14 protein-coding genes and 2 pseudogenes are annotated in these 19,875 nt (G+C 74.7%); 7 read left to right on the plus strand and 9 right to left on the minus strand.

Annotated features, from left to right (window positions below):
• Window positions 1-8: 8 nt before the first annotated feature.
• A complete protein-coding gene (locus tag CHB98_RS08815) occupies window positions 9-983 on the plus strand; it encodes a sigma-70 family RNA polymerase sigma factor (protein WP_089305192.1) in 975 nt (324 codons plus the stop codon).
• A 69-nt stretch (window positions 984-1,052) separates the two neighbouring features.
• Here the strand turns inward: CHB98_RS08815 and CHB98_RS23015 are convergent.
• From CHB98_RS23015 to CHB98_RS08825, 3 genes and pseudogenes are all read right to left on the minus strand, one after another.
• Window positions 1,053-1,412: pseudogene (locus tag CHB98_RS23015) on the minus strand (SDR family NAD(P)-dependent oxidoreductase); the annotation flags it as partial.
• 112 nt (window positions 1,413-1,524) lie between these two features.
• Complete coding sequence (locus CHB98_RS08820; RefSeq protein ID WP_089305193.1) at window positions 1,525-3,330, minus strand: serine/threonine-protein kinase; 1,806 nt, start codon at window positions 3,328-3,330, stop codon at window positions 1,525-1,527.
• A 152-nt stretch (window positions 3,331-3,482) separates the two neighbouring features.
• A complete protein-coding gene (locus CHB98_RS08825) occupies window positions 3,483-4,064 on the minus strand; it encodes an FHA domain-containing protein (RefSeq protein WP_179224336.1) in 582 nt (193 codons plus the stop codon).
• Between the two features lie 272 nt (window positions 4,065-4,336).
• Between CHB98_RS08825 and CHB98_RS08830 the strand changes: the two genes are divergently transcribed.
• Entirely contained in the window at window positions 4,337-5,221 is an 885-nt protein-coding gene (locus CHB98_RS08830; protein WP_089305195.1) for a hypothetical protein, read from the plus strand.
• Window positions 5,222-5,336: 115 nt separating this feature from the next.
• On the opposite strand, the gene larE is transcribed toward CHB98_RS08830, so the two are convergent.
• Together larE and larA are read right to left on the minus strand one after the other, a co-directional pair.
• Complete coding sequence (gene larE / locus CHB98_RS08835; RefSeq protein WP_089305306.1) at window positions 5,337-6,188, minus strand: ATP-dependent sacrificial sulfur transferase LarE; 852 nt, start codon at window positions 6,186-6,188, stop codon at window positions 5,337-5,339.
• Window positions 6,189-6,198: 10 nt separating this feature from the next.
• Window positions 6,199-7,491 (minus strand): nickel-dependent lactate racemase, encoded by a 1,293-nt coding sequence (gene larA / locus CHB98_RS08840; RefSeq protein ID WP_089305196.1) that lies wholly within the window; start codon window positions 7,489-7,491, stop codon window positions 6,199-6,201.
• Window positions 7,492-7,540: 49 nt separating this feature from the next.
• On the opposite strand from larA, the gene larB reads away from it, so the two are divergent.
• The 3 genes from larB to CHB98_RS08855 all read left to right on the plus strand — a co-directional run bounded on the left by larB (window position 7,541) and on the right by CHB98_RS08855 (window position 10,532).
• The gene (gene larB / locus CHB98_RS08845) at window positions 7,541-8,224 is read left to right on the plus strand and encodes a nickel pincer cofactor biosynthesis protein LarB (RefSeq protein ID WP_089305197.1); all 684 of its coding nucleotides are present in this window, start codon (window positions 7,541-7,543) and stop codon (window positions 8,222-8,224) included.
• Window positions 8,221-9,429 (plus strand): nickel pincer cofactor biosynthesis protein LarC, encoded by a 1,209-nt coding sequence (gene larC, locus CHB98_RS08850; protein WP_218822300.1) that lies wholly within the window; start codon window positions 8,221-8,223, stop codon window positions 9,427-9,429. The genes larB and larC overlap by 4 nt, the downstream gene beginning before the upstream one ends.
• Window positions 9,430-9,602: 173 nt before the next feature.
• Window positions 9,603-10,532 carry a DUF1996 domain-containing protein gene (locus CHB98_RS08855; RefSeq protein WP_179224338.1) on the plus strand — a complete coding sequence of 310 codons (930 nt, stop codon included), beginning with the start codon at window positions 9,603-9,605 and terminating at the stop codon, window positions 10,530-10,532.
• Window positions 10,533-10,797: 265 nt separating this feature from the next.
• Here CHB98_RS08855 and CHB98_RS23020 read toward each other — a convergent pair.
• From CHB98_RS23020 to CHB98_RS22015, 3 genes and pseudogenes are all read right to left on the minus strand, one after another.
• Window positions 10,798-11,025 (minus strand): annotated as a pseudogene (locus tag CHB98_RS23020) (FAD-dependent monooxygenase); the annotation flags it as partial.
• On the minus strand, window positions 11,022-11,888 hold the full coding sequence (locus CHB98_RS08865) for an alpha/beta fold hydrolase (protein ID WP_089305200.1): 867 nt from the start codon (window positions 11,886-11,888) through the stop codon (window positions 11,022-11,024). The pseudogene CHB98_RS23020 and the gene CHB98_RS08865, both read right to left, overlap by 4 nt.
• 142 nt (window positions 11,889-12,030) lie before the next feature.
• Window positions 12,031-12,984, minus strand: a complete 954-nt coding sequence (locus CHB98_RS22015; RefSeq protein ID WP_218822301.1) for a DoxX family protein — start codon at window positions 12,982-12,984, stop codon at window positions 12,031-12,033.
• 280 nt (window positions 12,985-13,264) lie between these two features.
• Between CHB98_RS22015 and CHB98_RS08875 the strand changes: the two genes are divergently transcribed.
• Together CHB98_RS08875 and CHB98_RS22700 are read left to right on the plus strand one after the other, a co-directional pair.
• Window positions 13,265-15,733: an ATP-binding protein gene (locus CHB98_RS08875; protein ID WP_179224340.1), complete on the plus strand. Its 2,469-nt coding sequence runs from the start codon at window positions 13,265-13,267 to the stop codon at window positions 15,731-15,733.
• Between the two features lie 545 nt (window positions 15,734-16,278).
• Window positions 16,279-16,830 (plus strand): hypothetical protein, encoded by a 552-nt coding sequence (locus CHB98_RS22700; protein WP_281251845.1) that lies wholly within the window; start codon window positions 16,279-16,281, stop codon window positions 16,828-16,830.
• A 232-nt stretch (window positions 16,831-17,062) separates the two neighbouring features.
• Here the strand turns inward: CHB98_RS22700 and CHB98_RS08890 are convergent, their stop codons facing one another.
• Complete coding sequence (locus CHB98_RS08890; protein WP_089305203.1) at window positions 17,063-19,792, minus strand: helix-turn-helix transcriptional regulator; 2,730 nt, start codon at window positions 19,790-19,792, stop codon at window positions 17,063-17,065.
• Between the last annotated feature and the right edge of the window lie 83 nt (window positions 19,793-19,875).

The following is a 19,875-nucleotide window of genomic DNA, read 5'->3' on the forward strand; positions in this document are numbered from 1 at the left end:
GAGGACCCGTGACGACCCTGCTGACCGACGAGCTGGACCCCCGGTTGCTGGAGCACCGGCGGGAGCTGACCGGCTACTGCTACCGGATGCTCGGGTCGTCCTTCGACGCCGACGACGCGGTGCAGGAGACGATGGTGCGGGCCTGGCGCGGCCTGGGGGACTTCGAGGGCCGCTCGGCGCTGCGCTCGTGGCTGTACCGGATCGCCACCAACGTCTGCCTCGACCAGCTCTCCGGCCGGCAGCGCCGCGCGCTGCCGATGGACCTGTCCGGCCAGCCGTGGCGGCCGGTGGAGGCCTCGCTGGCGGCCCGCCGGCCGGGGGCGGCGTGGGTGGAGCCGGTGCTGGACCGGATGGTCGTCGCCGAGGACGCCGACCCGGCCGAGCAGGCCGTGCAGCGGGAGTCGATCCGGCTGGCGTTCGTCGCCGCGCTGCAGCACCTGCCGCCGCGGCAGCGGGCCGTGCTGCTGCTGCGCGAGGTGCTGCGCTGGAGGGCCGACGAGGTCGCCTCGCTGCTGGACAGCACCGTGGCGTCGGTGAACAGCGCGCTGCAGCGGGCGCGGGCCACGATGGCCGCCGTCGGCGCGGACGCCGACAGCGAGCCGCTGGACGACGACCACCGGGCGCTGCTGTCCCGCTACGTCGACGCCTTCGAGCGCTACGACGTCGACGGGCTGGTGGCGCTGCTGCACGAGGACGCCACCCAGCACATGCCGCCGTTCGAGATGTGGCTGCGCGGCCGCGACGACATCGGCACCTGGATGCTCGGTCCGGGTGCGGGGTGCCGGGGCTCCCGCGTGCTCGCGACCACCGCCAACGGCGCCCCGGCGCTGGCCCAGTGGCGGCCCGTGCCCGGCGGCGGGTTCGCGCCGTGGGCGCTGCACGTGCTGGAGGTGCGTGACGGGCGGGTCGCGCACATCTCCAGCTTCCTCGACCTGGACGACGACCTGTTCCGGCGGCTCGGCCTGCCCGTCGAGCCGGAGTGAGCCCGTGACGCCGTAGTGGGCCCGTGACGCCGTAGTGGGCCGCCCCCGGCGCTCCGTGGCGGCCACCAGCGAGCCGAACAGCACCATCCCGCCACCCGTGAGGCGTCCGGTGAGCCGGGGCGCGAACCGGTGCGCCGGGTCCAGCACTGCCCGGCAGTTCGCCTCCAGCAACTCCAGATGCTCGGCCAGGTCGGCGTTCAGGAAGTGCCCCGCCAAGCCGGACTCCGCCGCCTGTACCAGCAGGCCCACGTCGGGGTCCGCGGTCTGCTCGGCCACCTGCCTCGGGCCGGACGGTGCGGCCAGGTCGACGGGCAGTTCCCGGGTCTGCACGCCGTGCTCGGCGTGCAGCCGCTTGGCGAGCGCGGCCAGCAGGTCGGCCCGGCGTGTCACGAGCACCACGTCGAGGCCGGCGGTAGCCAGGCGTTGGGCGCAGGATTGCCCGGCACGACGGCCAGGGACAGTGCCCTCACGGCCGCGGCCGGCAGTGCGGCGCCGAGCAGGTCGGGACGGGGCCGCCGTCGGGCTGCCGAGGACGGGCGGCCTAACAGTCGGAGTGGACCTCGGTCCACCAGGTGTGGGAGCCGTCTCGAGTGGTGATCGATCCCCGGATGCTGCTGCAGATCCCGGGACCGTCCGACGTCATCCGCGTGTACAGGAAGTCGTCGACTCCCTCGTTTCGGAGTTCCTCGCCGGCACCGGGGTCCAGGGTGACGGTCATGCGCCGGTCGGCGTGATCGGCGGTCGCGATCTTCGCCCACCTGGTGCCACAGCGGGCGGAGCCGACGAGTTGCAGGCTCCCGATCAGGTCACCGTTGGATGCCCGGATCTCCACCGGGTCGATCAGGTTCTCGTGCCCCTCGTGGCACCGGGCCGGACCATAGGGGCTCTGCCCCTCGCAGCCCGGGCCCGGGCACACCGGTGAGGCGGGTGCGGTCGCCGGCGGGGGATCCGGCGCCCGGGCCGTGCTGCCCGGCGCGCTGCTGCCGGCAGCTCCGCCGGCTCCCCCACCTCCCGGTCCCGTCGGGGCCGTCGTGCCGGACGAGATCAGAGGCGGCGGCGAGCTCTCGCGGACTACGCCGCCCGGACCGTCCTCTGACGGGCCGGCGTCCTCGTCTCCGCCGGGTCGGACGGGTGGGCCCTCCTCGGGAGTGGTCGGGGTACCGCCGGGCCGGTCGGTCTCCGGTGACGAGGGACTTGGCACGGCCAGGCCGCCGTCGGGTGCAGCTGACACGGGTTCAGCCGTCTCCGGCGCCTCCTCGGTGCCCGGGGCCAGACCAGGCCGCGCCTGCTTGCCGACGTCCTGGGCGGACCGGTCGAGCAGTGTGGGGGCCGCCAGGCTGGCGGCGAGCAGCACGAAGGCCAGGGCCGCGACACCGACCCACGTGCCGTACATGCGCAGGCGCGTCCAGCCGGCCCCGGAGACCACCGCCGACCGCCCTCGCCGCCGAGCACCGGCGGTCCGGCCACTGGTGCTTTCCGCCAGGATCGCCGCGATGTCGGGGCTCGCTGCGGGCGGCAGCGCGGGGAGGCCGTCGAGTTCCTCAGCGGCGTGCGCAAGGCGGGCCGCGAGCTGAGCCGCCGACGGGCGCTGCTGGGGAGCACTCGCGAGGCAGTCCAGGAGCAGTCGGCCGGCCGGCTCGGGGACGGCCGCGTACGGTCCGACCAGCCGACCCCGGCGGGCGCCCAGGAGCGTTCGCTCGTCAGGCGTCGGCCGGCGTCCGACGAGGACCTCGGCGAGCAGGACCCCCAAGGCGTAGACGTCCGCTGCGGTACCGGCGGGCCGGCCGGCGAGCAGTTCGGGAGCCAGGTAGGCGGGGGTCCCCGGCACCTGGGAGGCGCGCGTGAGGGCGGGGCCGGTCAGGGCGCGGGACACTCCGAAGTCGACGATTCGGGCGTTCGTACCGCGCCCATCGCGTTCGAGCAGCACGTTCTCCGGTTTCAGGTCCCGGTGCACGATGCCCGCGGCATGCGCCGCGGCGGCCGCCGCGGCGACCTGCCCGACGATGCGGCAGGCCGTTCCAGGCGACAGCGTCCGCTGCTCGGCTAGGTGTGCCCGGAGGTCGGGACCGTCCACCCTGTCCATCACCAGCGCCAGCACCGCTCCTTCTCGCACCACGTCCCGGACGCGCACGATGCCCGGGTGATCGAGCGTGGCCTGTCGGGACGCCTCGTGCTCGAAGCGCATCCGGACCTCTGGATCGGTGGCGAACTCGGGTCGCAGGAGCTTGGCCGCGAGGGGCCGGTCGGTGTCACGGCTGGTCGCCGACCACACCTCCCCGGCCGCTCCCCGGCCGATGCAGGTGTGCAGCAGGTAGCGACTACCGAGTGCCCGTCCACCATCAGTCATGGATTGCCCCGCTCGTAGTGGTGCCCGCACCGCGGTGCACACGCAAACTGCTGGTCAGGACTGTCGATGAGCTGCCGGCGAGCCCTACCAGGGCAGGGCTATCCGACGCGAACGCCACGCGGGTCCTCTGACCGTCGGGACACGACCGGCGTTCACATCAGGCCGAGGTCGCGAGCGCGGGTGGCGAGGCGCTGCCGTTTCTCGTTCGGGCGGGCGTCATCGAGTCGGAACCGGCGGAACAGCTCCTTGAGGTGCTCCTTGACCGTGTCCTCCGCCAACTGCAGGCGTTGGGCGATCTCCCGATTCGTCGCCGGGACGACGGCACCCTCGAGCAGCGGCCCGCACAGCGCCCGCAGGACCAGCCGCTGCGCCTCGCTGATCTTGACGGTGCCGCCACCGACCGCGGTCGCTTCCGTCTCGGCCGGCGACGCACGCCGGTAGGTGAGCACCGTGCCACCCAGGCGCAGGCGGTCCTCGTGTCGCAGCCGTCGTCCCCCGCTGAGTCGCTCTCCGTTGACATGGGTCCCGTTGCGTGACAACCCGTCATCCGCCAGCAGCCAGTCCTCGCCGACGCGTTCGAGCACGGCGTGGGCGCGTGACACCTCGTCGTCCCACGTGAGGGCGAGGTCACAACGGGAGCTGCGTCCGAGGAGGAGACGTCCGGCTGACCCCCTGAGCACGAAGCGGCGAGCCGCGCCGTCCCCGTCCCGGAAACAGAGAACGTCGTCGTCCACCGGCGGTCCGGCTGGGACCGTGGGTCCCGCCGCAGCCGCCGGAGCTGTGCCGACGCTGCGCGGTCCTTCGACGTCCATCGGACCTCCCCCGCCGCCAGGGTAGGCGGCTGCACGCGAGCCGGGGACCCCCCGCCAGGGAGGGGTGTGGCCACCCGGTGGGCGGTCCCGTCCACACCCGTGGGCGGATGCCGCGGGCAGTCCACGGCGGACAGCATCGATGCAGCCCAGAGCGGCGCCGACCGGCGGACCGATGGGTCGAACGAGGAGCGACCATGGACCGCACCAAGCTCACAGCGCTCGGAGGCGCCGTCGCCGTCCTGAGCACGGCCGGCGCCGTCGTCCTCGGCGTCGGGGGCAGCGGCGCCGCCAACGCCACCGCCCAGCCGACCGTGCAGACCCACGGCGCGTCTCTGATCGTCCGCGACCGGCCGGGGAGGGGTGGGGAGGAGGTAGGGCGGCTCCAGGACGGCCAGCCGGTGCGGATCGAGTGCCAGACCGAGGGGGACATGGTTTCCGACGGGTACTTCGCGCCAACCTCGCTCTGGGACCGGATCGGTCCAAACCGGTACGTCAGTGACGCCTACGTCCACACGGGGCGGAACGGCCGGGTGGCTCCGGAATGCGACGGGCCGCGGACCGGGGCCGCAACGCCGGAGGCGCCGCCATCGCCGGCGGGTCCGGGCCCTGACCGGTGGCTGCTGCACGACGCGACCAACGACTATCGCGGGACGCCCTACGAGGAGGCGTTGCGCGACTCCCGGCAGGCGAATTGGCTCGGTGCGCCGACGAACATCCGCCGGAACACGGCGAGTCTCCCGATCCCTGATGTCTCCGTCGGCGTGGGGCCAATCAGCGCGCCCGTGCCCAGGGGCACCGTCAGCATCAACGCCTACGGCACCGGTCTGCACGTCACTGGCGTCCAGGCCGGTTTCGAGGGCGTCACCGTGAGTTGCAACTGGCGGATCGACTTCAGGTTCACGCCCCTCGACCCGGCGCAGGGCGTGGAGGAGACCGACGTCGGTTCGTCCCGCGGCTGCAGCAGGACCGGGGACCGAGTCATGAAATACGAGCGGGACCTCCCCGCCGGCCGGCTCTGCGCCGACCTCGTGGTCGAGAACGACTTCGTCGAGGCGGCCTGCGTGTCGTTGGCGTTGTGAGCCGTCGCCCATAGGGCGCCGGGCCCCGGTGGGGGAACTTCTCCCCACCGGGGCCCTGGCGTCCGGCTCGCCCCGGCAGCCGGGTAGAAGAGCCGCCCTGACCGCTCTGGCGGGTTCACCCCTCGCGGACGCCCACCAGCGGCAGGGTGAAGGCGCCGGACTGGATGCCGGCGAGGTCCACGGCGAGGAACCGGAAGCCGGCCGCCCGCACCACCTGCAGCGCCTGCTCCCGGAGGGGGTCCGAGACCAGCGCGGGGAGGTCCTCGACGGCGACCTCCAGCCGGGCGACGGCCCCGTGGTGGCGCACTCGCAGGTCGGCCAGCCCGAGCCGCCGCAGCCCCGCCTCGGCGCGCTCCACCTGCGCCAGCTTCTCGGGGGACACCTCGCTGTGGTGCGGGATGCGGGAGGCCAGGCAGGGGGCCGCGGGCTTGTCCGCGCACGGCAGGGCGTAGGCGCGGGCGACCCGCCGCACCGCCGCCTTGTCCAGGCCGGCGTCGGCCAGCGGGCGCAGCACGGCGTGCGCGGTGGCCGCGCGGGCGCCGGGGCGGTCCGGGCGCCGGGCGTCGTCCGCGTTCTCCCCGTAGGCCACCGCGGTCAGGCCGTACCGGGACACGACGTCGGAGGAGATGCGGGCGAACAGCTCGTCCTTGCAGTGGAAGCACCGGTCGGGCCCGTTGCGCCGGTACTCGGGCCGGTCGCCCTCGGCGGTCTCGACCTCCACCACGGGCACCCCGACGTGCGCGGCGACCCGGTGCGCCGCCTCCCGCTCGTCGGCGGCCAGGCTGGGGGAGACCCCGAGCAGCGCGAGGACCCGGCCGGGGCCCAGCGCGTCGGCGGCGAGCGCCAGCAGCACCGAGGAGTCCACCCCGCCGGAGAAGGCGACCCCCAGCCGCGCCGTGCCGGCCAGCGACTGCTGCAGCGCGTCCACCGCCCGGCGGTCGTCCGGCTGCAGCGCCGTCACGGACACGTGCGGCACCTCAGCCGACGTCGGCGAGGAGCTCGGAGGCCACGTACGGGATGGTCTGCGGCCCCTCGGGCAGCACGCACACCCGGGCGTCCGGCCCCGCCGCGTCGAGCAGCTCGCGCACCGTGGCCCCGATGTCGCGGGTCTGCTCCAGGTGCGCGGCCGCGAGCGCCTCGTCGGAGAGGTGGGCGGTGTGCATGATCACCCGGGCCCGGCTCTGCACCTTGGCCTGCACCTGGACCTGCCACTGGTCGGGCACGGTCTTCGGCCGGTTCTCGATCATGTCGAGCAGCGCCTGCGGGGAGTCCGCGGACTGGAGCACCTCCCGGTAGGAGCCGTGGTCGGGGAAGCCGTCCCGGCACTCGGCGGCGCAGATGATCGCGCCGCCGTCCCGGACCACCGTCGCCGCCGCGGAGATGCCCTTCACGGCCTGGTAGAGGTTCTGGTCCAGCGGGAAGCCGGAGTTGGTCGTGACCACGACGTCGAAGCGCTCGGGCACCGGCGCCATCGCCAGCTCCCGGGCCGCCTCGCGGGCCGCGGCGTGCATGGCGAACAGCTCCCCGCCGAACGCGCCCACCACCTGCTGGTCCCGGTTGAGCGTGACGTCGAAGCCGAAGTGGACGCCCCCGACCGCCGCCACCACCGCGCGGATGTCGTCGTGCACGGGGTTGCCCTCGCAGATCCCCCAGACGGCCTGCGGGGAGCCGATCCGCTCGGCGTCGTGCAGGGTGAGCACGGTCTCCAGGCCGGCCAGGCCGGGGACCGCGAGCTTCGGGCCGCCGCTGAACCCGGCGAAGAAGTGCGGCTCGACGAAGCCGGTGGTGATCCGGACGTCGGCGTCGACCCAGTGGCGGTCGAGCCACACGGGGACGCCGTTGCCGTGGGTGCCCATCCAGACCAGGGACGCGTCGTCGCGGGCGTCGTGGTTGACCACCCGGACCCGGTCGACGACGTCGCCGAGCATGGCCCGGATCTCGGCGTCGGTGTTGCCGCGGTGCGTGCCGGTGGCGATCAGGATCAGCACGTCGTCCGGGTCGACGATGCCGGCGATCTCGTCGAGCACGGCCGGGACCATGAGGTCGCGCGGCTGGGCGCGGGTGCCGTCGCAGACGGAGATGGCCACCTTCTGGCCCGGCCGGACGATGTCGCGCAGCGGCGGCCCGGCCACGGGCTCGCGCAGGGCGGACCGGAGGACCGCCATGGGGTCCGGGGCGCCGGGCACGTAGCGGGGCTCGACGACGGTCGTCCGGTCGTCCGGCAGGTCGACGGGGAGGCCGTGCTCGCCGTAGGCCAGGTGCACCCTCATGTGCGGACCCTAACCGCGCCCGCCGGTCCCGGCCGGGCAGGATACGGCTGTGGACCGCGAGGGGGGCGACCCCGGCTACGTCGACCTGGGCTTCGCGCGGGTGGACACCGACCGGCTGCCCCGCACCGGCGACCCGGAGGTCGTGTACGCCGCCGGGAAGACGCCGGACGAGGTGGTCGCCATCCTCGGGACCCTCCGCGACGCGGCCCCGGACCGGCCTTCGCTGGTCACCCGGGCCGACCCGGCGACGGTGGCGGCGGTGCGGCTGCGCTGGCCCGAGGCGCAGGTCGAGGGGACGACGGTCGTCGTCGGGGACCTGCCGCAGGCCCGCGGGCTGGTCGGGGTCGTGACGGCGGGGACGTCGGACTCGCCGGTGGCGGCGGAGGCCGCGACGACCGTGCGGGCCTTCGGGGCGGGCGTCGTCCGGGTGACCGACGTGGGGGTCGCCGGGCTGCACCGCGTGCTCGACGCCCGCCCGGTGCTCCAGGACGCCGACATCCTGATCGTGGTGGCCGGCATGGAGGGGGCGCTGCCCAGCGTGGTCGGCGGGCTGGTGGGGACACCGGTGGTGGCCGTGCCGACCAGCGTGGGCTACGGCGCGAGCTTCGGCGGGCTGGCCGCGCTGCTGGGGATGCTCAACTCCTGCGCGGCGGGCGTGGTGGTCTGCAACATCGACAACGGGTTCGGGGCCGGGGTCTTCGCCGCGCGGATCGCGCGGGGCATGCAGCGGTGACCGACCGGGTCGGGTGGCTGGACTGCAGCAACGGCGTGGCCGGCGACATGCTGCTGGGCGCCGTCGTGGGGGCGGGCGTGCCGCTGGACGTGGTCGCCGCCGCACTGGAGCCGCTGGAGCTGCCGGTCACGCTGCGCGCGGAGGAGGTGCGGCGGGCCGGGCTGCGGGCGGTGCGGGTGGTGGTGGAGGCGCCGGAGGCGGGCCAGCCGACACGCCGGTGGTCCGACGTCCGGGAGCTGCTCGGCCGGCTGCCGGACCCGCTGCGCGCGTCGGCGACCGGGGTGTTCGGCGCGCTGGCGCGGGCGGAGGCGGCGGTGCACGGCGTGCCGGAGGACGACGTGCACTTCCACGAGGTGGGCGCGCTGGACGCGATCGCCGACGTCGTCGGGGTCTGCGCCGGCCTGGGGGCGCTGCGCCTGGACCGGCTGGTGGCCTCGCCGATCGCGCTCGGGGGAGGGCACGCGCGCACGGCGCACGGGACGATCCCGGTGCCCGGACCGGCGGTGCTGGCCCTCCTGGCGGCGGCGGGTGCCCCGGGGCGGGGCGGCCTGGACGAGGTGGAGCTGGCCACGCCGACCGGGGTCGCGCTGGCCACCACGCTGGCGGACGGGTTCGGCCCGATGCCGCTGCTGCGCCCGACGGCGACCGGGACCGGCGCGGGCACCCGGGACCCCGCCGGCCGACCGAACGTGGTGCGGCTGGTGGTGGGGGAGTCCTCGACCGCCCCCGGAGTGGACACGACGACGGCGGTGGTGCTGGAGGCGAACGTCGACGACCTGGACCCGCGGGCCTGGCCGCTGGTGCTGGGCGCGCTGCTGGACGCGGGCGCGCTGGACGCCTGGCTGACCCCGACGCTGATGAAGAAGGGCCGACCGGCGCACGTGGTCGCGGCGCTGGCCGTGCCGGACCGGGTGCCGGGGGTGCGGGACGTGCTGCTCCGGGAGACCACGACGCTCGGCGTCCGGGAGACAGTCGTGGTGCGGCACGCCGTCCGCCGGACGTTCGCCACCGTCGACGTCGACGGGCAGCCGGTCGCGGTCAAGCTGGGGTGGGGGCCGGACGGCGCGGTGGTCAACGCGATGCCCGAGTGGGAGGACGTCGCGCGCGCGGCCGCCGCCCTCGACCGGCCGGTCAAGCGGGTGCTGGCCCAGGCGGTCGGGCTCGCCGAGGCCCTGGCTGCCGGCTCCGGGCACGACGAGGGCTGACCCGGCGTCCCGGCCGGGGTGGCACCCTCGAACGCAGCTCCCGCCGTCCAGCGGGGCGCTGCGCCGGGTCGGGGAGCGGAGGTGCGGGGCGTGTCCGTGCTCGTGCCGTCGTGGCCGGCGTCCCCGGTGCGGCTGACGGCTGCCGGCGGGGGCGCTCGCTGATGTGGGGCCGGGTGACCGCGTCGGTGGCGGCGGCGTTCGTGGTGGTGGCGGCCATGACGCCCGCCCCGGACGGGCCCGCCGTGCGGGCCGCGCCGGTGGACGTGCACTGGATCGTGGAGTGCGACCAGGTGGGCACGGCGCACATCGACCCGATCCTGAACCCGGGCGGGTCGTGGCCGCACCTGCACACGTTCGGGGGGAACCCGGCGGTGCACGCGTCGTCGACGGCCGGCCAGTTGTTCGAGGCGGGCTCGGGGTGCAAGGACTCGGCGGACCGGTCGGCGTACTGGCAACCGACGCTGGTGGACGAGGCCGGCCGGCCGGTGGTGCCGGAGTCGTTCCGCGCCTACTACCGGGCGGGTGAGGTGGACCCGCAGCTGGTCGAGCCGGCGCCGTTCGGCCTGCGTCTGGTGGCGGGGGATCCGATGGCGACGTCGCGGCAACCGCTCGACATCGACCACCTGTGCGTGGGGACGTCGTACGGGCTGGTGGAGTCCGTCCACGACACCGCGGTGGACTGCGGGCCGGGAGAGCTCCTGCGGTCGGACGTCGAGTTCCCACAGTGCTGGGACGGGGTGGACCTGTGGCGGGAGGGGGCGGCGCACATGGCGTACCCGCGGGGCGGTGAGTGCCCGGCGGCGCACCCGGTGGCGATCCCACAGCTGTCGCTGGAGGCCTCGTACGCGGAGGGGTCGACGTACGAGGGGATGGGGTTCGAGGGCGGGCTGTCGCCGTACGGGCTGCACGCGGACGCGATCCTGGCGTGGGACCCGGGGGAGATGGAGACGCTGGTGGAGGGGTGTCTGAACGCGTTCCGGGTGTGCGGGGACGTGACCGACGAGGTCCGGCCGTTCTCGGGTGCGGACCGTCGGGGGACGTTGCCGCTGCCGACGGTGCCCGACGTGCCGGCGGCCGGGTCGGCACCGACCGGGCACGGGTAGCACGGGACCACCCCGAGTGGGATGGCGCCGGTGGCGAGCCTCGGGGCGTGAGGACCTGATCGCCGCGCGTCGAGGCCCTGACGGCACCGGCCGCCGATCTGCACGGGTCCTGGTCCGCCCGCACGACGACCGGCAGCTGCAGGGCCGGCACGAGGACCCGGTTCCGCAGAGGGGGCGTGACGGGGCGGGGGGAGAAGAAGGCGCTGTGGCCGAGGTCGCTGCTCGTCAGGACCGCGCGGGCGACCGGCCTCCGCTCCTCGTACGCGTCCTGGATGCCGGTGGTCATGCCCTGGCCGCCCGCGGGGCTGTGCACGTGGGCGGCGTCGCCGACCCAGGAGCACCCGTACCGCCCGGTATCGGTCGACGATGGCGACCCGGGGGTTGGAGTCGGACAGCCACGTGACGTGGCTCCGGCTGTGGCGACTGGACCCGACGCGTCTCCCTGGTACAGGGGACTGGACCGCTCCGGCCGGGCCGCACGTGACGACGTCACCGTGCTGCGGCGCGTCTGGCGTTGTCCGTGATCGCGCGGATGAGCCGGGGCCGAGCTCCGGGCGGCAGGTCGTGACCCATCCCGGTGATCAGCTCGAGTCGTGCGCCAGGGATGGCGTCCGCGGTCGCGTGTCCACCGGACGGGTGGCACATCGGGTCCTCGGTTCCGTGGATGACGACGGTGGGGACCGTGAGCAGGTGCAGCGCCTCGGTCCGGTCCGGGGCGGCGCGCACGGCGCGGTGCTGGCGTCGACGGCCGTCCCGCGCGTCAGGGTCGCGCTCGGACGCAAGCGCGCTGACCCGCCGCAACTCGTCGAGGTCTTGGTCGAAGCCCGTCGACCCGACCACGGAGAAGATCCGGACGCGGCGTTCGATCGCCTCCTCCTCGTCACGGGGCGGTCGGGCCAAGGCGTGGCGGAGGACGCGCAGGGAGGTCCGGCCCTTGCCGCGGCGACCCGTGGTCGACATGAGCGAGGCCAGCGAGCGCACGCGACGGGGATGCCTGATGGCCATCGCCTGGGCGATCATGCCGCCGAGGGAGGCACCCACGATGTGCGCGGAGTCGACACCGAGGGCGTCGAGGAGGCCGACGGCGTCGTCGGCCATGTCGTCGAGGGTGTAGCGGCGTCCGGGCAGGTGTGTGGAGCGGCCGGCGTCTCGGTTGTCGAACCGGACCACCTGGAAGCCCTCGGCGGCCAGCTGGCGGCAGAAGTCCTCCGGCCAGTGGACGAGCTGGCAGCCCAGGCCCATGATCAGCAGCATCGCCGGGGCATCCGGGCTCCCGAACGCGTCGTGGCAGAGGTCCACCTGGCCAACGGTCGCCAGGCGCGGTGGGTGGTACGGCACCGCATCGGCGGCGCTCATGCCACGGCCTCCTGCACCTGGGCGCGGTCGCGGAGGTCGGCATGAGGGAGGCTGCCGCTCATGGACGTCTCCTCGTCCTGTGCCACGGGAACGCGGGAGGTCGGGGCGACGCAGGTGGCGTGTCGCCCCGACCAGTCGACGATCACTCCTCCGGTTCGGGGGCCCGCCCTGGACCCGTCACGGCGCGGGACCGATCCGACGGGGGCTCCGAGTCCGTCCGGATCGGCCTGGTGAGCGCGCGCACCTCGGCCCAGGTCGTAGGGACTCCGACCTGTGCAGGGTCGAGGATGTGGAACGCCGAGCTCCGCATGCGGGTGCGGTAGGAACGCATGACGCCGACGTGCAGACGCGACCGGGTGTACTCCTGCAGCGCCGGCTCGTCGGCCCACGACGACCAGGTCCAGAACGTCCCGGCCAGCGGGCTGGCGGCCAGCCGCAGCGTGATGGCGCCAGCCGAGGTCCGGAAGGCGCGCCGCAGGCGCAGCGCGGCGCGGAGGAACCCCGGGACGTCCCGCAGCGATCGCAGCTCCAACCGGGAGACCATCACCACCCCGGGGGATGACGGGTACGCGGACCCGTGGGCCGGCGGCAGCGTCGCGATCTGGCTCGTACGGTCGCCCCGCTCCGCTGGTGCGCTGCGCCCGTCGTGGCGCAGGCCGGCCCAGACGGTGACCGCGGCGGCGATGAACACCACCTGCATGACCGTCCGGACACCGAGCGGGGTCGGCGCCTCACCGTTCAGCCCGCTGCCGGACATGGCGGCGTACACGTTGGCCGGGAACATCGCGACCATCAGGGAGGTCAGGCCCACGGCCGACCGGCGCGCGGTGGGCCGCCACAGCAGCCCAGCCGCTCCGGCCAGCTCCAGGACCCCCGTCACGGTGACCAGCAACCCGGGTGCCGGCAGCGCCGGCGGCACCATCGCGATCAGGTCGTCGCGCAGGACGACGAAGTGGGTGGTGCCGGTCACGGCGAACATCGCGGCCAGTCCACCTCGGAGTGCGGTGGTCCAGTGCCCGTGCAGCGCCCGCGACGTCGCAGCACAGACGAGGAACACGACGCCGGTCGTGCTGATGAGGACGAGCAACGGGGCCATGGTGACCCTCCGTTCCAGCGTTGGCGGCGGCTGGATCCGCCCGGACAGGGTTCGGGTGACGTGTGACGGCCGTAGCTGCGTCGCTGGGTGCATGCCGGTAGGCGGCTGTGGCCAGGCCGCCGCGGCCGGCCACGTCGCGAACCCTCGGCGAGCACTCCGTCCATGCGGCAGAGCGTCGAGGCGCCGGACCCGGTGCGCCACGAACAGGTCCCACTCACCGGCCCACTCACTAGACTCAGCGGGCGCCAGCCGGCGCTGGGAGGAGACGGGGACGGCGGGCATGTCGCTCAGCGGTGTCGAGGCCTTCAGTGCCCGGCTGCGGCGTCTCCGCCACACCGCAGGGCTGACCCAGGAGGAGTTGGCGCACTCGGCCGGACTGAGCACCAATGCTGTCAGTCAGCTGGAACGCGGCCTGCGGCGGCATCCCTATCCGCACACCCTGGGCGCGTTGGCCGATGCGCTGGACCTGGACGGGGCCGAGCGGGCGGCGTTCGTGGCGCGGCCCGCGTCGCTGGACCGCAGCCCAGGATCGGGGGCCCCGTCGACCTCTCCTGAGGTCTTGCCCGGTGGGGACACTCCGCTCATTGGGCGTGACGACGAGGTGACGTCGCTCGTGTCTCGCCTGACCGGCGGCAGTGCCGGCCGCCTCCTGACCCTCACCGGTCCCGGAGGGGTGGGCAAGAGCCGTCTCGCCCGTGATCTCGCCGCCTGCGCGCGCGGCGCGTTCGCCGACGGGGTCGTGTTCGTACCACTGGCTTCCCTCACCGACCCCTCCCTGGTCGTCCCGACGATCGTGCGGGCTGTGGGACTGCGTGAAGAAGCGCAGACGCCACCGGGCGAGTTGCTCAGCGAGTACCTGCGGGACAAGAGCCTGCTGCTCGTGCTGGACAACTGCGAGCACCTGCTGGCCGCCGCTCCCCGGATCGCCGAACTCCTGTCGGTGTGCCCGACCCTGCGGATCCTGGCAACCAGCCGCAGCCGGCTCGGTGTCCGCGGCGAACGGGCGTGTCCGGTGGAGCCGCTGGCCGTGCCGGAGGCCGGCGCGCCCCACCATCTCGCGCGGATCTCGAACGCCCCAGCGGTGCGGTTGTTCATGGCCCGGGTCCAGGATGCCGACCCGGAGTTCGCCTTGACGCCGGACAACGCCGAGGAGATAGCCGAGATCAGCCGGCGCCTGAGCGGGCTGCCGCTCGCTCTCGAGGTCGCGGCTGCCCGGGTGAGCTTCCTCGGCTCGACGCAGCTGCTCACCCGCCTGGACGGAGTGCTGGGCCTGTGCGGCGCGCGCGACCTGCCGGAGCGACAGCGGACGCTGCGGGCGACCCTGGACTGGAGCCACGACCTGCTCTCCCGGGCCGAACAGGTGTTGTTCCACCGCCTGGCGGTCTTCGCCGGGGGCTTCGACCTGGAGGCGGCCGAGGCAGTCAGCGCGGGGGGCGAGCTCACATCAGACGTCGTCCTCGCCTCGCTCGAGAATCTGTGGGAGCAGGCGCTCGTGCGCACCGCCGCGGCCCCCGGTCCCGCTGGGATGCGGTACGGCATGCTGGAACCAGTCCGGCAGTACGCGCTCGAGAGACTCGCCGACAGTGGCGAGGAGGACCAGGTCCGCGCGCGCCATGCCGACTGGTGCCTGACCCTGGCCCAACGGGTCGAACCCGAGCTGAGCGGGTCGGACCAGAGTCGGTGGCTGGACGTCCTCGACGCCGAGCACGGCAACCTCCGAGCCGCCCTCGCCGAGACACTCCGACGCACGGACGACGACGCCGGGCTGCGGCTGGCCGTGGCGCTGCGGCGGTTCTGGTACGTGCGCGGCCACCTGCAGGAAGGACGCCGGTGGCTGCAGGAGGCGTTGACCGCCTGCTCGTCCGCTGCGCCGCCGCTTCGCGGGGCGGCGCTGAGCGCCCTGGGCCACCTCGCGGTGAAACAGGGGGACTTCACCGCCGCACAGAGCTCCTACACGCAGGCTCTGGAACTCGCCACGGCGCCCCCCAGTACCCGTGCGACCGCCGCGGCGACGGGCGGACTGGCGGTCGTCGCGCTGTGGACCGGCGCGCACGAGCGCGCGACCCGGCTGTCCCGGCAGAGCATCGCGCTGTGTCGGGAGACCGGCGACCCCTCCGGCCTCGCCACCGCGCTCAACGTCGCCGGTCTCGTGGAGATCCAGCGTGGGCGCCACCGGGACGCAGCCGTCCTGCTGGAGGAGGGGCTGGCGGTCTCCAGGGCGGCGGGGGACGAGGGCCTGACGGCTGCCCACCTGAACAAGCTCGGCTGGTGCCACCTGGAGGGAGAGCACCTGGACCAGGCCGCCCGGTCCTTCGGCGACGCCCTGACCCGGTTCGCCCGACTGGGGGAGCAGTGGCTGGCCGCCGACTGCCTCGACGGTCTGGCACGCGTCATGCTCGCCCGGGGCAGGCCGACGAGGGCGGCACGGCTGTGGGGAGCCGCCGACGCGCAGTGCACCGTCATCGGCGCCACCACGCTGCCGTTGGACCCGTCCGTGTACGAACGCCTCACGAGCCGGGCCCGCGCCGAGATCGGCGAGGACGCGTTCGCCGCGGCCTGGGCACAGGGAGCCGCCCTGAGCCCCGACCGGGTCCTCGGCGAGGCGCTCGAGGAGATCGCCATCGAAGGCGCCGCCGAGAACACACCCGCAGCACATGGCGCCGACAGGTCGCCTGGAGCCCGCAGTCGCCTTCCCCGGGACCCCGGCGACGCCCTCCCAGCGCCGCGTGGTGGTCAGATCGGGCAGTAGCAGCAGTTCGATCGGCCCGCGCGTCACCCAGGCGGCGGACCGACCGATCGAGCACACGGACCGCTGACACGGCATTCGAGCAGGCCCGACGCGAGGGGCACCTGGAACGCCGCGACTCAGACGGTCGAGTCCTGCTACCCATCCGCAGGCAGGCAGGCAGTGAGTGGTGTGCAGGCCGATGCTCGTGATGGAGCTGCGTCTTCAGCTGGATCGTCCTCGGCACGGAGCCCGGTCGCTCGGTACGTCGCTCCTGGTAGTTCGTCCGGCGGCCAGCACAGCCGAGGTCAGCGGCCGGTGACCGATGACGGGGCGACGTGTCGCGGCAGCACTGCCGGATGGCCCGCACGTGGATGACCTCGCGCTCACGTCCAGTGCAACAGCGCGGGTTGACAGGCACCGGATCTCCGCCGAACCCGTTGGTGAACTGTGGATGTGCGCAGCACGACGCAGTCATTTCGCCGCCCCGGGATCACCCGGGCGCGGCTCGCTGTGCGCTGAACCGACCACTACTCGCAGCGCGGTGACACGCCTTGGGCGACCCCGGGGTGTTCGTCCCCTTCACCTCCCTCCTGCGCTGTGAGGTCCTCGTGTCGATCGTCGCCCACCCCGCTCCTGCTCTCCGTGACCTGACCGACGCGGCCTCCGGGCCGCACGCCATCCAGCTCGTGGTCGATCGCCTGGAGAACGCGCTGGTCACTCCGTGGAGTCTGCCGGTGCGCCGAGATCCCGGCCCCCGGGTCGTGCCCATCGCCGACGACTACGACCGGCTGCGCTACACCCCGGGCGCTGTCACCCGCGATCGGCGCTACACCCGACACGTCGACAACGAGCACGTGCTCCGCTCGCACACGTCCGCCCGGATCCCCGCGCTGTTGCGGCACCTCGCCGGCGCCCGACCTCGGCCATCTCGCACCACCAGACCTCGCCACGCGCGGGCAGCGTGGTCACGATCGTGCGGCGGCTTCGCGGAACGACGCCAGGTCACCCCACTCGTCCGGTTCGTCGAGGGGGTGTTCGTCGTAGGCGGTGTAGCTCTCCACCTGTCCGCCGCACCCGTCAGCACCGTCGGTCGTGAGTGCCGCGACCCATCCCGGTAGCCGTTCCTCACCGGGACGGCACCGTGACCGCGGACGAAGCTGCTGAGTAGCGCCATGCGATCGACGCCTCGCCCCTGCGGGCCACGGCGATCACATCACGCCGGAACTCCGGCGGGAACGGCTCGGGCACGATGCCGGTCCTCCCAGCGAGGCCGAAGCCCCACAGGCAAGGAGTCAACTGGACCAGGGGCAGTTCCAGGCACCTGATGCTGCCGTGAGGGCAGCGGACGCATCAACCACGGGCTGGGAGTCGGACCGCCAGCTCGGCCCGCGAGGACACCCCGAGCTTCAGATAGACGTGCCGCAGGTGGTACTCGACGGTCTTCGGGCTCAGGAAGAGCGCCGCGGCGGCCTCCCTCGTCGTCCGGCCCCCGGCCAGCATCGTGGCGATCTGCAGCTCCTGGGGCGTCAGGTCGCTCACCGAGCTGACCTGCCGGCGCTGTGCGCTCCCGCCGGTCGCCCGCAGCTCGACGGCCGCCCGGTCCCCCCACGGACCGGCGCCCAAGGCGTCGAACGCGGTGAGCGCGGCGCGCAGCTGGACGCGGGCATCGACCCGGCGACGGGCACGCCGCAGCCGGGCGCCGTAGGCCAGCTGGGTCCGCGCCAGCTCGAAGGGGTCCAGCGTCCGCCCGTGGTGCTCGAGCGCCTGTTCGAACTCCCGGTCGATGTCCGTGTCCTCGCAGGTGAGCGCCACCGTCCGGGCGGCGCGGGCCAGCGCCCACGGCTGGCCCTTCTCGGCGGCGCGGGCGGCGTACCGCGCGACCTGCGCGCGGGCGTCCTCCGCGCGGCCGAGGTGGACCAGGGCCTCCGCCAGCTCAGGAGCGGGCGAGAGGTCGACGTCCACAAGTCGGAGGTCGGCCAGCAGGGCGTCCAGTCGCCGGAGGTGGGCCAGCGCCGCCTCCGGTCGACCGAGGCCGAGCTCGAGGCTCCCGAGCGCCGAGAGCGACCACACCTGGAACAGCGCGAGGTGCCGGGGCCCGCTGATGTCCAGCGCCTCGGTGGCGTGCGCCCGGCAGGCGTCCTCACGCCCCTGGCGCGCCTGCAGCCAGGCGAGCCCGGCCAGGCAGGCGGCCAGGTCGGAGGTCGAGCCCGTCTCCCGGGCGAGCTGGGCGCCCTCGGTGTAGTTCACCTCGGCGACGTCCCAGCGGTCGCCGGTGGCCTGGTCCCGTGCGACCAGGAAGAGCAGGTACGGCAGCCCACCGAGGTCGCTGCGCCGCCGGAGGTCGTCCACCACGGCAGCGACGATCTCCCGTCCGGTGCCCCGCTCGCGGAGGAAGAGCACCCCGAGCACCAGCCACGGCGCAAGGCGTGGATCCCGCAGGAGCGGTGCACCGGGCTCCAGCAACCGGACGGCGCGGCGGATCCGATCCGGACCGCCGTGTCCGGTCAGGACGCCGGCCACGCCACCAGCCACGGCACCGACCCAGCGCGCGGGCTCGCCGACGGCGCGGTCGACGAGCCGGTCGATGCGCTTCGCGGCCTGGGCGACGGTGGCGGTGTCGGCGAGGAAGAAGCAGGCGAGGATCGCATCGGCCAGGAGCAGGATCGCGGTGTCGGGATCGGCACCCGCGCCCTCGGCTGCGGCGGCCATCAGCTCGTCGCGCGCCCGCTCGACCGAACCGGTGCGGGAGGCGATGGTGCCGCCGAGCCCGGTGGCCCGTACACACAGTGCCGGCGGCTGGGGGAGCTCCGACGCGCGGGCCAGCAGGGCGGCCGCCTGGTCGGCCAGGCCCGCCCGCCAGGCCGACTCTGCGGCCGAGACGAGCCGGTGCACGGCGTCGCCGGGGTCGGGGCTGAGCCGGGCCGCCCGCTCGAAGGCGGTGGCCGCGACCGCGTGGGCGCTCCGGTCCCGCGCCCGGCCGGCCGCGGCGTCCAGGACCCGCGCGGTGTCCTCGTCGGGTCCGAGTGCCGCCTCACCGAGGTGCCAGGCACGATGGTCGACGTCGTCCTCGGGCAGGGCCGCCGCCAGCGCGCGGTGCACCGCCCGGCGAACCCCTGGCGGAGCCTCGGACCACACCGCCGAGCGGACGAGGTTGTGGCGGAAGCCCACGCGTCCGGCGGTCACCGTGAGCAGCTGCGCCGTCTCGGCCTCGTCCAGGGTCGCCGCGTCGACGTCGAGCAGCCTGCAGGCCCGCGCGATCAGCGCCAGGTCGTCGCCGGCGGCCGCCGCCACGAGCAGCGCGGTCCGGGCCGGCGCCGACAGGCGGTCGGCCCGGCGGGCGAAGGCGCGGGCCACCCTGGCCGGGACGGGCACCGGCGCACCGGGTGGCAGGGCGTCCACGACGGCGGCGTCGTCGGCGAGCTCCAGCAGCGCCAGGGGATTGCCGCCGGTCGCCTCGTACAGCCGCGCGGCGACCGGGCTGCCGAGCCGGCGGCCGCTGGCGGAGACGAGATCCTCGGAGGCCGCGGGGGACAGGCCGCCCACGGCGAGCACGGGCAGGCCGGCATCCAGCAGGGGCGAGGGTTCGCCGTCGCGCACCGCCGCGAGCAGCACCACGGGGTCGGCGGTCAGGCGCCGGGCCGCGAAGACGAGGGCCTGCGCGGACGGCTGGTCCAGCAGGTGCGCGTCGTCCACCAGCACCGCGAGCGGCTGGTCCTCGGCGAACCGGCTGAGCAGGCTGAGGGTGCCCGCTCCCACCGCGAACCGGTCGCTGCCGGTGCCGGGCCGCAGCGCCAGGGCCGTGGCCAGCGCCTCGGCCTGCGGAGCGGGGATCCGGTCGAGCTGCACGAGCGCCGGACGGAGCAGCTGGAGCAGCGCCCCGAACGGCACCTCCGCCTCCGACTCGGTGCCGGTCGCCCGGAGCAGCCGCATGCCGGTGGCCGACGCCGCGGCGTCCTCGAGCAGCGTGCTCTTGCCGATGCCCACCTCGCCGGTGAGCACCAGGACGGCGCTCTGCCCGACCCGTGCGCCGGACATCAGGCCCTCGAGAAGGGACCGCTCGCGCTCGCGACCGAGCAGCATCCGCCGAGTCTAGGGAGCCGCTAGGTGGGTCTCCTGATGCGACGACGCCACGGCCGCGACGAGGGTCGGGAGTGACCGGATCA

It is taken from the genome of Geodermatophilus pulveris (genome assembly GCF_900188375.1).
Lineage (GTDB): Bacteria > Actinomycetota > Actinomycetes > Mycobacteriales > Geodermatophilaceae > Geodermatophilus > Geodermatophilus pulveris.

Coding starts and splice junctions, on each gene's coding strand:
- CHB98_RS08820 (WP_089305193.1), bottom strand. CDS start 3,330: ATGACTGATGGTGGACGGGCACTCGGTAGTCGCTACCTGCTGCACACC.
- CHB98_RS08830 (WP_089305195.1), top strand. CDS start 4,337: ATGGACCGCACCAAGCTCACAGCGCTCGGAGGCGCCGTCGCCGTCCTG.
- larA (WP_089305196.1), bottom strand. CDS start 7,491: ATGAGGGTGCACCTGGCCTACGGCGAGCACGGCCTCCCCGTCGACCTG.
- CHB98_RS08865 (WP_089305200.1), bottom strand. CDS start 11,888: ATGAGCGCCGCCGATGCGGTGCCGTACCACCCACCGCGCCTGGCGACC.
- CHB98_RS22015 (WP_218822301.1), bottom strand. CDS start 12,984: ATGGCCCCGTTGCTCGTCCTCATCAGCACGACCGGCGTCGTGTTCCTC.
- CHB98_RS08875 (WP_179224340.1), top strand. CDS start 13,265: ATGTCGCTCAGCGGTGTCGAGGCCTTCAGTGCCCGGCTGCGGCGTCTC.
- CHB98_RS08890 (WP_089305203.1), bottom strand. CDS start 19,792: ATGCTGCTCGGTCGCGAGCGCGAGCGGTCCCTTCTCGAGGGCCTGATG.